Source organism: Streptomyces sp. SS8, from assembly GCF_054072955.1.
Genome location: NZ_JBSVCZ010000009.1, coordinates 23,065 through 34,455 on the forward strand (window position 1 = coordinate 23,065; position 11,391 = coordinate 34,455).

Genomic DNA, 11,391 nt, shown 5'->3' on the forward strand with positions numbered 1-11,391 from the left:
CCGGGCTCAGGACCGGTGCTGCCTGTGGTGGCGTGCCACCCGCACCCGGTTGCCGCAGGCCGGGGTGCACCACTCCCGGCGCCGGTGGGTCCTGACGAAGTACAGGATGCAGCCCGGGGCCGCGCAGGCGCGTACGTCGTGCCGTCCCGGGCCCGCCAGCAGCTCCACGCCGGAGACGGCCACCGTGCCCAGCACGACCATCAGGGGGTCCGGCTCGGCCCAGCGCACCACCGGGCCGTCCGCCGTACCGCCCGCCGCGCCGCCGGCCGCACCGTCCCCGATCTCGGGCCAGCTCACGGCGAGTCTCGCGGCCCGGTTCACCACGGCGACCGGCCGCCTGCCGTAGGGCTCCTCCGCGACACAGGCGCGGCTCAGCTCCCGCAGCGCCTCGCGCAGCCGCCGGAACTCCTCCAGATGTGAGGCGGTCGCCGGGCCCGCCGCGGGCCGGGCCGGCTCCGCGGGGAGCGCCCGCGCGTGCTCCTCCAGCCAGAGGTCCAGCTCGGCCGGGACCGTCAGCGCGTCCACCGGGCTGCCGCGCAGCCCGCCCTGGATGAACGTGGTGTTCACCAGGTCCAGCGCCAGGGGCTCCCCGCTCAGCGGGGGCCGGGGCTTCTCGCCGCTCTCCGTCTTCGCCACCCCCTCGCCGATCCGGGTTGTCGCCTGGCCGACGATGATGCCATACTCCCGAGCTAATGGGTTACCAGCGAGTCCAACCATTACCAACTGAAGATCACCCGGAGGTCTCCGTGACAGCAGAACCGTCCGTCGGCACCGCACCGGCCCCGACGCCGGCGCAGGCTCCGACGCCGGCCCCTGCCGCTCCCGCCCCCGCCCCGGCCGCCGCCACCGGCCGGCTGACCAGCCGGGCACCCGCCCGCCCGCCCGCGCTCACCGTCTCCGTGGCCACCGCCGGATCGGTCGTCGGCCTCGTCCTGCTGGTGGCCATCGGCGCCTGGCTGGACCAGGTCTGGCTGATCCCCCCGCTCGCGGCCAGCTCCGCCCTGGTCTTCGGCGCCCCCGCCCTGCCCCTGGCCCAGCCGCGCAGCGTCGTCGGCGGGCAGCTGCTGTCCGCGCTCACCGGTTTCGCCGTCCTGGCGGTGGCCGGAAGCTCCGCGTGGGGGGCCGGGGTCGCCGGCGGTCTCGCGCTCGGCGTGATGATGCTGGCCCGCACGCCCCACTCGCCCGCCGCCGCCACCGCCGTGATCGTCGTCGCCCAGTCGCCGGACCCGCTGGTCTTCCTGTCGCTGCTGGCCGCCGCGTCCGCGCTCCTGGTCGCCGTCGGCGTCGCCACCTCCCGGCTGCGCCCCGCCGCCCCCCGCTACCCCACCTACTGGTGGTGAGGGGCGGCACCCGCCGCACCCCTCCCGCCGCCCCGCACCGAGGACCGCGATGACCAGCCGCTACGCCCAGGTCGCCTTCACCCCGAACGTCCGCCGCCACCAGGAGACGCACCGCAGCCGCAGGGCCTACTCACGTATGGAGCAGGGCCCGGCGGACGCGGACCTGCTCGGCCCCGACGAGATCGCCTTCATCGCCGAGCGCGACAGTTTCTACCTGGCCAGCGTCGGGGAGACCGGCTGGCCCTACGTCCAGCACCGGGGCGGCCCGCCGGGATTCCTCCACGCCCTCGACCCCGGCACCCTCGCCTTCGTCGACTACCGGGGAAACCGCCAGTACATCACCGTCGGCAACCTCGACCACGACGACCGGGTCTCCCTGTTCCTCGTGGACTACCCGGCGCGGGCCCGGCTGAAGATCTACGGCCGGGCCCGCGCCGTGGACCCGCCGGAGGCCGGCGACCTCCTCGCCCGGCTGTACCCGGCGGGCGTCCGCAGCCCGGCCGAACGCCTGATCACCGTCGAGGTGGAGGCGTACGACTGGAACTGCCCCCAGCACATCACCCCGCGCTACACCGCCGAGGAGGTCGAGCGAGCCGTGGAACCGCTGCGGCGGCGCCTGGAGCACCTCGAGAGCGAGAACGCCGCGCTGCGCGCCGGCGCCTCGGCGAGCGCCCCGCCACCCCACCCCGCGAAACGGTGACCACCTTGACCACACAGCAGAGCGCGACCGACGCCTACCTCGCCCACAACCGCGCCCGCGCGGCGTCCCCCCGGGAACCGCTCCCGATGCCCCCCGCCCGCCGCACGGCCGTCGTCACCTGCATGGACGCGCGTCTGGACGTGTACGGGCTCCTCGGCCTGAGCCCGGGGGACTCGCACGTCTTCCGCAACGCCGGCGGCATCGTCACCCAGGACGTCATCCGCTCCCTGGCCGTCAGCCAGCGCCTCCTGGGCACCCGGGAGATCCTCCTGGTCCACCACACCGACTGCGGCATGGCCACCTTCACCGACGAGGAGTTCCTCGGCGCGGTGGAGCGGGACACCGGCGCCAGGCCCGACTGGGAGCCCGGCAGCTTCACCGACGCCGCGGACAGCGTCCGGGCCTCCATGGCGCGGGTGCACGACAGCCCCTTCGTGCCCCACAAGGAGTCCGTGCGCGGCTTCGTGCTCGACCTGAGGACGGAAATCCTCGAAGAGGTGCACGCCAGGACCCCGGTGGGCTGACCCCCGCCCCCACCGGCGTCCCCGGCCGGGCATGCCCGGAGAGTGATCCCGGCTTGACTGGCGGTCAGCACCCTGATGCGCTTGGGTGACCAGAAACCATTCGAGTCGGGGGTGTCCGAGTGTCTCGGTCGGATCTGCGGGCGCTGTTCCGGTCCAACGACCATGAGGTCAAAGCGGTCGACTTCTTCGCCGACCGGCGGGACGAGTGGGACACGGTGGCGGAGAGCCTGGTACGGCACACCCGGCGGGTGCGGGAGCCCGGGTTCGACGTGGAGGACCTGGAGTCCCCCCGCCGCAACGTCCTCGTCTTCTACGGGGTGGGCGGCATCGGCAAGTCCACGCTGTCGCGCGGCATCGCCGAGCACCTGGCGGACGGCGAGGGAGGCCGGGGCGACTGGTCTCCGCTCGATCCGGAGGTGGGCCGGGTGGTGCCGGTCCGGGTGGACCTGTCCCGGGACTCGGGCGGGGACTTCGAGTCGCTGATGCTGGCGCTCCGGCTGGCCGCCGCCGAACTCGGACAGCCCATGCCGACGTTCGACATCGCCTTCCAGCGTTACTGGGAGCGCAACCACCCCGGCGAACCGCTGGAGGAGTACCTGCGGCGCCGCACCTGGTTCAGCCGCTTCCCCGGCACGCGGACGATGTCGGGGCAGATGCAGTCGGCCCTGGCCGACGTGGCGCAGGCGGTGGCGCTGCCCGGCACGGCGGGCGCGCTGGTCGGCCAGGGACTGCGCTCACTGGTACGGGCGCTGCGGGAACGCCGGCATCAGGTGCGGTCGCTGGCCGAGTGCAGGCGGCTGGCCGACCTGCTGGAGGCCGACGCGGACCTGGAGGCGCTCAGCTACTACGCCCATCTGCTGGCGTGGGACCTGAGCAGGGTGCCGGACAAGCACCGGGCGACACCGGTGGTCCTGCTGGACACCTTCGAGGACGTCGGCGACCGCGTCCATCGCGATCTGGAGCGACTGGTCCAGCGCGTGGTGTGGCTGATGCCCAACGCTCTGTTCGTCGTCACCGGCCGCAACCGGCTCCAGTGGGACGACCCGAAACTCGAGGGCCAACTCGACTGGGCGGGAGCCCACTTCTGGCCCCAGCTCGCGGGCGGAGCGAGCGGGGAGCCGCGCCAGCACACCGTGGGGTACCTGTCGGCGGAGGACTGCGAGACGTACCTGTGCGAACGGCTCACCGTCGACGGCCGCCCGCTGATGGACGAGCGGACCCGGCGTCTGGTGACCGCCAACTCCCACGGCCTGCCGCTGTATTTAGACCTCGCGGTGATGCGCTTTTTGGACCTGTACCGGCGGTACGGGCGTCCGCCGCAGCCGAGCGAGTTCAACCTCGACTTCCCAGCCCTGGTCGCGCGGACCTTCCGCGACCTGAGCCCGGGCGTGCGGCACGTACTGCGCGCGGTGAGCCTGCTGGACTCCTTCTCCGTGGAACTGGCCTCGGCCGCCGCCGGACTCGACCACGACGCCCCCGCGCTGGAACTGGTCGAGCGCCCGTTCGTGGACAACGATCCGGGCGCGCCCTGGCCCCACCGGATTCACGAACTGGTCCGGGAAGCGGTCCGGGAGGCCGACTCCACCAGTGAGGACCGCTGGAGCGCGGCCGACTGGCGGCGGGCCGCACAGCGCACCTTCGACGCCCTGGGCCGCGAGGCGACGGGAGACCGCACACGCCTGGTGGCCGCGCTGCGGCAGGGCATGCGCCTGGCACGCGACCACGGCCTGGAACTGGGGTGGCTGACGGACGCGGCCTTCCGCTACGTCGACGACTTCGTCTGGGAAACCGTCGAGATCCCCGGCTCCCCGGAGGCAGCAGCGGACCCGGATGCGATCGGGAGCGCGGCCGAGGCGCTGGCCATGGCACTGTCCGCCATCGCCCGGCGCCAGAGGCAGCACCGGGGCCTGACCGCCGAGCGGCTGCGCGCGGTGCTGGACTCCGGGCGGCTGCCCGGACCGCTGCTCGAACTGCCCAGGTACTTCCTCGCCGAGTGCGACCGGGACCTGGGGAACTTCGACCGCTCCCTGGAGGGGATGAGGCAGGTCGCCGACTCCGGAGGGCGGCTCGCCCCCACCGCCGCACGCGGCCTGGTACACCTGGCCCGCCGGGTGGGCCGCTTCCCCCAGGTGCGGGAGGCCGCCGAGACCCTCGGAGCGGAGGGCCGCCGCGACCGGGTCCTGGGCGATCTGTGGTGGACCCAGGGGAACACCGCCCTGGCCTGCTCCTCGTACGCGGCGGGACGCGACGAGGCGCTGCGGCTCGGCCAGCAGGGCGAGGCCGCGCTCTCCCAGGCGTGCCTGGCCTTCGCCGCCGCCTTCCAGGACCGCCCCCGCGCGGCCGAGCAGATCGCCCGCGCCGAGGAGATGCTGGAAGGGGTGTCGATCCGGTGGGCGGAGATCCAGACCCGCATCGCCGCACTCGTACGGGACGCGGGCGTCGCCCCCGACCTGCCGCAGCGGGCCGAGGAGACCGCAGCGCAGGCACGCGAGGCCGGACTGACGTCCTCGGCCGCCTACGCCCGGTTCGCCGCATGCCTGCACGCGGCGGTCCTCGGCTCGCCCGAACTGCTGGCCGAGGCGCGCGCCCGGCTGGGGGAGTGCGTACGCGGCGAGGAGTTCGCGTACCTGGCGGAGCTGTCCCACCTCATGACGGGGGAGGAGCCCCCGCCCGGCCTGCCCCGGGCGCACTGGCTGGACGGCCGGGAGCGGGTCCGGGCCCGCTGGACGGCCATCGTCGAGGACCGCCGCCGGGAAACCGGCACGACCACAGGAGAGTAGAACGGGTGGCGAAAACGCGCCGGATGCCCGGACCCGCCGGGCGCCGGGCGGGTGGCACTCCGGCGAGCCGGGCGTTCCTCCCGTAGCCCCGGCGAGCCGCGCAACGCAGTCCGGAGCGCGGGCGGGGCGCATCCGCCGGGGAAAGGGACCGGGCCGTGCGTGGTTCCGACCCACGTTCCGCGATCCCTGGCACCGGGGCACCGGTCAGGCGTCCAGCGGTGCTTCCTCCCGGGGACCGGATTCGGGCGCGAGGACGGCGCGGAGGCGGCCTATGCTCTCCCGCCACTGCGGGCCACTGTTCGTCTCGTCCCAGAGTTCGGCGAGCTCGGACTCCGCGGCGACCACCCGGTCGAGCGCTTCGACGGCGAGCGGCCGAAGGTCGCCGGAGAAAGCGGGAAGGGCCTCCTTGGGCCCGTAGCCCGTGCTGACCGGCTCACCGCCCGGGCACTGCGCCGCGACGAGCGCGGCGGCCGCGACGGCCTCCTCACCCTCCGAGCCGTCGAGGTAGTCGCGGGTCCGGGCGACGCGGCCGAGCGTCGCGCGTACGAGGCTCTCGCGTTCGTCCGGGGCCGCCCCGTCCAGGGTGCCGGCGAAGTCCGCGGCCATGTCGTTCTCGAAGGGGCCGATGTCCCAGGTTCCCACGGTGATCTCCTCGCGTTGGCGTGCGGCGATCATCGCAGCGACCTCTGACAGCGGCCGTCATGAGGAAAGCGGGACGCGCTTTCGCGGGAGGGCGGTCCGCCAGGTACGGCTGGGCGGCGACCCCCACCCCCGTTCGCTCACGCACTGCTACAGCTTCGCAATACCGGGCGCACCGGCTGCCTGCCGCCCGTATCAATGTATTCATGGCCGCCACACCGCCCCGCCGCTCCGGCCGCGCCGCCCGTCTGCAGCGCGTCGCCCGCCGCCGCACCCGCACCGCGCCCCGCCGCGCGCCCGCCCCGATCGGGTCCCGCCCACCGAGCAGACGCCGCCGCACCGCCGGGCCCGTGTCTCCTGTTGCCCGGCAACCGGTCGCCGCCATAACGGTTGTTGCCGCGCCGACGGACCGGTGGACGCGCGTCCAGCAGGCCGCGGGCACCCTGGCCGCCCTGGGCACCCTCGCTGTGATCGTCTTCACTTGGCTGTCGATCCAGCAGGTCGACAACGAGCACGCCCTCACCCGCGAAGGGCAGGTCACTGACCGCTACAACGCCGCCGTCGGCAACATCGGCGAGGACGCCCTGGAGGTACGTCTGGGCGGCATCTACGCCCTGCAACGCATCATGGAGGACTCCCCCCGCGACCAGCCCTCCATCGTCAACGTCCTGTCCACCTACATCCGCAACCACGCCAAGAAACCGAAACAAGGCACAGACGGGCCCATAGAGTTGCCCAGCGACATCCAGGCAGCCCTCACCGCACTCGGCAGCCGGAACCCGGACCACGACGGCACCGCCCGCATAGACCTTCGCAATGCGAACCTGTTCGGCGTGTTCCTGATCGGCGCGAACCTGGACGGCGCGGACCTGCGCGGCGCGGACCTGCGCGGCGCGAACCTGACCGACGCGGACCTGGCCGACGCGTTCCTGACCGGCGCGGACCTGCGCGACGCGAACCTGATCGGCGCGAACCTGACCGACGCGAACCTGCACGACGCGGACCTGACCGGCGCGTTCCTGACCGGCGCGAACCTGCGCGACGCGAACCTGATCGGCGCGAACCTGACCGACGCGTTCCTGACCGGCGCGGACCTGCGCGACGCGAACCTGATCGGCGCGAACCTGACCGACGCGAACCTGCACGACGCGGACCTGACCGGCGCGTTCCTGACCGGCGCGAACCTGGACGGCGTGAAGCGGTAGTGCACCGCCCCTTCGGACGTAACGACGACGTCCAAGCCAAGGCCCCGGTGGGGCCGTCATCCAGGTAGTTCGGACGGGGGCCGGGAAGCGTCACGAGCGTGACGCTTCCCGGCCCTGCCTTACTTGCCTGACAGGCGAATCACTGCCCTGACCTGTGTGAACACGTCTGTACCCCTGGACGACGAGGGAGGCCATAGCGTTCACGGTGGGCCGAGCGCGCCGGTCCTCCCGGGCGGGGCCGCCGGGACCGGCCGGCTCAGCGCAGGTGGTCGAGGAACGCGCCCCAGGCGGCCGGGCTGATGCCGAGGACGGGGCCGGTGGGGCGCTTGCTGTCGCGGACGGGGACTATGCCGGGGACGTCGTCGCCTACTTCGACGCAGTCCCCCTGGCCGCCGCTGTAGCTACTCGTGCGCCATATCGCTTCTACCGCGTCGAGTGATGTACGGGCCTCATGGCTCATGGCGTGTACTCCTTGGCGATGCGCTGGATCAGTGCGAGCGATTCCGTCGGAGGCAGCGCTGCCATACGTGCGTCATCGAACAGCGCACGGTAGGAGGCGACTTCGGGCTCCCGTTCCATCCAGATGTTGCCGGTCGGGGTCTCCGTCAGTACGAGGTCGAGCGATGCCACCTGGGGGAAGCTCAGCAGCAGGTACGGGCCGAACATACCCGAGTGGGCACCGCGCGAGAACGGCAGCACTTGGAGGGTGACGTTGGGCCGCTTCGCCATGGTGGTCAGGTGCTCCAACTGCGCGCGCATCACGGCAGGTCCCCCAACCTGCTGGTGGAGGACGCCTTCCGCGAGCACGGCCCAGAAATCCAGTGGTGACTCTCCAGTGAGCCGTTCCTGTCTGGCGAGCCGAACCTCCACGAACCTGTCGATCTCCTCGGGCGTCTGCCAGGTGCGTGAGGCGACCGTGACGGCCCTGCTGTACTCGGCGGTCTGGAGGAGACCCGGAACCAACTGCACCTGGTAGGTCCGGATGCTCTCGCAGATGGCTTCCAGTTCGATCTGGTCGCGGTACGTGTCACCGAGCATGGATTCGTACTGCCGCCACCAGCCTTCACGGCGGCGGCGGTTGGCCCTGCGGGCGAGAGCTTGGAGGCGCTCCTGCGCCTCCGGGTCCTCCACGCCGTACGCCTGCATCAGGGCGATCAGATCCGGCATGCGAACGGGCACGTGCCCGTTCTCGATGCGGCTGATCTTGCCCTTGGTGCAGTCGAGGACTTCGGCCGCGTCGGCGGTGGACAGCCCGGCGTTCTCGCGGAACCGGCGGAGATCGTCGCCGAGTTGGCGGCCCAGCACGGTGGACGGTTTGACGGATGGCATACGCACTGCCTACCAGAGCGCAGGGGGTGTTGGCCCGGTGATTACTCGAATGGGTGAATCAAGAGCTCAATAATCCATTCAACGTTGCGCCATTATCCGGATCGCGTCACGCTTCTGGCTGTCGCAAGCACGAAGTCCCGCTCACTGCGGGGACTTGAATGACAGTCATCGCTCTCTGGGAGCTGCCATGGCCGCACCGCATCACGTCACCTTCCGGCTGTCTCGCCGTCGTAGCAGCGTGCCCAGAGCGCGGGCACTGCTGGGGGCGGTGCTCGGGGAGTGGCGGGTCGGACAGGACGTGCTGGAGACGGCGGAGCTGGTGTTGTCGGAGCTGGTCACCAATGCCGTGCGCGTACGGGTGCCGAACGACCGGCAGGTGGGGGTGAAGATCGCGCACTCGCAGGCGGACGGCCTGCTGCGGCTGGAGGTGAGCGACGCGGGGGACGGGTGGCCCAAGGTGCGCGACCCCGGCGAGGACGAGACCGGCGGACGCGGCCTGCTGCTCGTGGAGTCGCTGGCCCACCGCTGGGGGGTGCGCAAGCGCGCGTGCGGGATCGGGAAGACGGTGTGGGCCGAACTGAAGGCCCCGGATCTCGTGTCCGCGCCCGTCGAGAGGGAGATCGCGGCGGTGACGGTCCAAGCCGGGCAGCGGGTCAAGCTCTGGGGGCTGTGGAAGACGATCCGCAGCGTCAGGGGCGAGCGGTCGCCGCTGGGCGGACTCGCCATGGTGCTGGAACTGGACGACGGCCCGGCGATGCGCGTGGACGCCGCCGAACCGCTGATCGTCAAGGACGGCGAGGAGGCCGCGACGGCCGACACGGAGGAGCCGGCGGACGGGAGCGGGCAGGCTGACCACGGCGTGCCCGGAGTCCCTGCCCAACCCCGGAGCGGCAACGACGACCGGTCCGACGAACAGGTTGACGCCTGATGCGCGACAGCGGGTTCACCGGTCGTTGGGTCCCTCCGGCTGTACACCGACTCCGGCAACTGGTGGAGACAGGCCGGATAGTGTGGTGTGGAGCACAGGCAGAGCTCCTGGAAGGAGGTGACGGGGTGATCACTCGCATCGAGATCGATGGATACAAGTCCTTCGAAGGCTTCGTCCTGGACCTGCAACCGTTCGCGGTGCTGCTGGGAGCCAACGCCTCCGGGAAGTCGAACCTGCTCGAAGCAGTGGACCTGCTGGGTCGGCTGATCCGAGAACCCACCGGGCAGACCTTGGTCGACCACGCCCGCCGAGGCGGTCCCAAGGAACTCTTCCGGCGAGGACCGGACGGCCATCCGGCCAGGACCATGCGGATCGCAGCCGATGTCATCGTGGGCGGGCAATCGGGGCCCTGCTTCCTCAGAGTCGTCGCACGGGTCCTGTACGCGGATCCCCCCGAGCCGCTGCATGTCGAGGTCGAGGTCGGCAACGTCCGCGATCACCTCACCGATGCCGAGATGCGCGAGTACGTGTGCTCTCTCGGGCTCCCTCCCGCAGTGTGGGGGCCTGGCACCGGGGAGACGCACGTCACCGGAATCCCCGTACAGGAAAGCAGGTACGGCAAGGAGATTGCCGCGGCGACCAGGAACTGGCGGATCATCGAGCCGTCTCCCAAGGCCATGCGCGTCGCTTCCTCCACATACGACACCGCGCCTCTCGCCGAGGACGGCAGGAACCTGGGCGCCGTCCTGGGACGGCTCTCGCGGGATCCCGAGAACTGGTACGACTTCAAGGCCGATGCGGCGGCACTGCTTCCCGACCTCGCGGACATCACGGCGGAGGCCAACGCCGAGTGGGGGCAGTGGGACATCTGGTTGCAGCACAAGCATGAGCACCGGATGACTCCCATCACGGCGTCGGCAGGCACCCTACGAGTGCTGGCACTGCTCGCCGCCGCCCATGACTCCGCTCATGAGGGCGTCCTCATGTTCGAGGAACCGGAGAACGGTCTTCATCCCAGCAGGGTCCCGCAGTTGCTGTCGAGGTTGCGGGGGAGGACCAGCGATCCCGCGTCCCTCACGTCAGGACACGGTCGCCAGACCCTGGTCACCTCGCACTCGCCCGTCGCGCTCGCCGCCGCTCTGGAGGAAGTCCGGGAGTCGGTCGTCTTCCTGGACACGGTGACCCGATTCGGTGACGGACTTCCGCCCCGGAAACTGACACGGGCCAGGAAAGTCGCCGAGAGCGGAGAGCGGGGGACGTTCGTGACACCTCTGGAAGTACGTAAGTACCTGGACCCGGTGGGACGGTTCGCGCGTGGGGCGTAGATATTTCAGCCTCTCCCTCATTACGGAGGGGGCCAGCGACCAGTGGTTCCTCGTGCCGCTGATCGACAGGCAGATCGCCGAACTGGCGCAGGAGACCCTGGTCGGCTTCGACTACTCGGGAGTGGTCACCGGCGAGTGCTTCACTGTGGCACCGAGGGAAGCAGTCGTAAGCGAAGTCGCCGATCTACTGACCTACTTCGATCTGGTGATCGTCCACCATGACCACAATGAGCGTGGCAAGGTCGAGGCGGTACGCGAGCACTTCCCCGATGATGCCTCACGCATTGTCGGCCTGGTACCTGTGAGGGAGACCGAGGCGTGGATGCTGGCGGACCCGGACGCTCTCCGGGAGGCTTCGCCTGCGAGAGACACCGCATGGGAAGTACCGCACGACGTGCAGAAGGTCGCCGATCCGAAAGTTCTGCTGAATACGGCGCTTGGCGGGCGGCGCGATGCCGAGCGGGACTTCGACCGACTGGGACAGACGGTGGCGCTGGAGAGGCTGTGGAAGGTTCCCGCGTACCGGCGCTGGTGCGGTGACCTCCGGAAGGCGATGGAGCGGCTGCGCCTCCTGTGACGCCGGTTCCTCCTTCCCCTGACCACGTGAGGGGAAGAAGGAAC

12 protein-coding genes are annotated in these 11,391 nt (G+C 71.4%); 8 read left to right on the top strand and 4 right to left on the bottom strand.

Annotated elements, in window-relative coordinates; genetic code table 11:
• Positions 1-6 precede the first annotated feature (6 nt).
• On the bottom strand, positions 7-636 hold the full coding sequence (locus ACW69E_RS11115) for a CGNR zinc finger domain-containing protein (protein ID WP_457498006.1): 630 nt from the start codon (positions 634-636) through the stop codon (positions 7-9).
• 218 nt (positions 637-854) lie between these two features.
• Between ACW69E_RS11115 and ACW69E_RS11120 the strand changes: the two genes are divergently transcribed.
• The 4 genes from ACW69E_RS11120 to ACW69E_RS11135 all read left to right on the top strand — a co-directional run bounded on the left by ACW69E_RS11120 (position 855) and on the right by ACW69E_RS11135 (position 5,344).
• Complete coding sequence (locus ACW69E_RS11120; protein WP_457498142.1) at positions 855-1,340, top strand: HPP family protein; 486 nt, start codon at positions 855-857, stop codon at positions 1,338-1,340.
• Positions 1,341-1,389: 49 nt separating this feature from the next.
• Positions 1,390-2,040 (top strand): pyridoxamine 5'-phosphate oxidase family protein, encoded by a 651-nt coding sequence (locus ACW69E_RS11125; RefSeq protein ID WP_457498007.1) that lies wholly within the window; start codon positions 1,390-1,392, stop codon positions 2,038-2,040.
• Positions 2,037-2,564 carry a beta-class carbonic anhydrase gene (locus tag ACW69E_RS11130; protein ID WP_457498008.1) on the top strand — a complete coding sequence of 176 codons (528 nt, stop codon included), beginning with the start codon at positions 2,037-2,039 and terminating at the stop codon, positions 2,562-2,564. Before ACW69E_RS11125 ends, ACW69E_RS11130 begins: the two co-directional genes overlap by 4 nt.
• A gap of 119 nt (positions 2,565-2,683) precedes the next feature.
• The gene (locus tag ACW69E_RS11135; protein ID WP_457498009.1) at positions 2,684-5,344 is read left to right on the top strand and encodes an ATP/GTP-binding protein; all 2,661 of its coding nucleotides are present in this window, start codon (positions 2,684-2,686) and stop codon (positions 5,342-5,344) included.
• Between the two features lie 204 nt (positions 5,345-5,548).
• Here the strand turns inward: ACW69E_RS11135 and ACW69E_RS11140 are convergent, their stop codons facing one another.
• The gene (locus tag ACW69E_RS11140) at positions 5,549-5,986 is read right to left on the bottom strand and encodes a DUF4259 domain-containing protein (RefSeq protein WP_457498143.1); all 438 of its coding nucleotides are present in this window, start codon (positions 5,984-5,986) and stop codon (positions 5,549-5,551) included.
• A 203-nt stretch (positions 5,987-6,189) separates the two neighbouring features.
• Here ACW69E_RS11140 and ACW69E_RS11145 point away from each other — a divergent pair, with 203 nt between their 5' ends.
• Positions 6,190-7,188, top strand: a complete 999-nt coding sequence (locus ACW69E_RS11145; RefSeq protein ID WP_457498010.1) for a pentapeptide repeat-containing protein — start codon at positions 6,190-6,192, stop codon at positions 7,186-7,188.
• A gap of 256 nt (positions 7,189-7,444) precedes the next feature.
• On the opposite strand, the gene ACW69E_RS11150 is transcribed toward ACW69E_RS11145, so the two are convergent.
• Positions 7,445-7,648, bottom strand: coding sequence for a DUF397 domain-containing protein (locus ACW69E_RS11150; RefSeq protein WP_457498011.1), 204 nt, complete (start codon positions 7,646-7,648; stop codon positions 7,445-7,447).
• Positions 7,645-8,517: a helix-turn-helix domain-containing protein gene (locus tag ACW69E_RS11155; RefSeq protein ID WP_237879896.1), complete on the bottom strand. Its 873-nt coding sequence runs from the start codon at positions 8,515-8,517 to the stop codon at positions 7,645-7,647. Before ACW69E_RS11155 ends, ACW69E_RS11150 begins: the two co-directional genes overlap by 4 nt.
• 187 nt (positions 8,518-8,704) lie before the next feature.
• On the opposite strand from ACW69E_RS11155, the gene ACW69E_RS11160 reads away from it, so the two are divergent.
• From ACW69E_RS11160 to ACW69E_RS11170, 3 genes are all read left to right on the top strand, one after another.
• Complete coding sequence (locus ACW69E_RS11160) at positions 8,705-9,445, top strand: ATP-binding protein (RefSeq protein WP_457498012.1); 741 nt, start codon at positions 8,705-8,707, stop codon at positions 9,443-9,445.
• Positions 9,446-9,570: 125 nt separating this feature from the next.
• A complete protein-coding gene (locus ACW69E_RS11165) occupies positions 9,571-10,770 on the top strand; it encodes an AAA family ATPase (protein ID WP_457498013.1) in 1,200 nt (399 codons plus the stop codon).
• Complete coding sequence (locus ACW69E_RS11170; protein WP_457498014.1) at positions 10,760-11,347, top strand: DUF4276 family protein; 588 nt, start codon at positions 10,760-10,762, stop codon at positions 11,345-11,347. Before ACW69E_RS11165 ends, ACW69E_RS11170 begins: the two co-directional genes overlap by 11 nt.
• Positions 11,348-11,391: the final 44 nt, after the last annotated feature.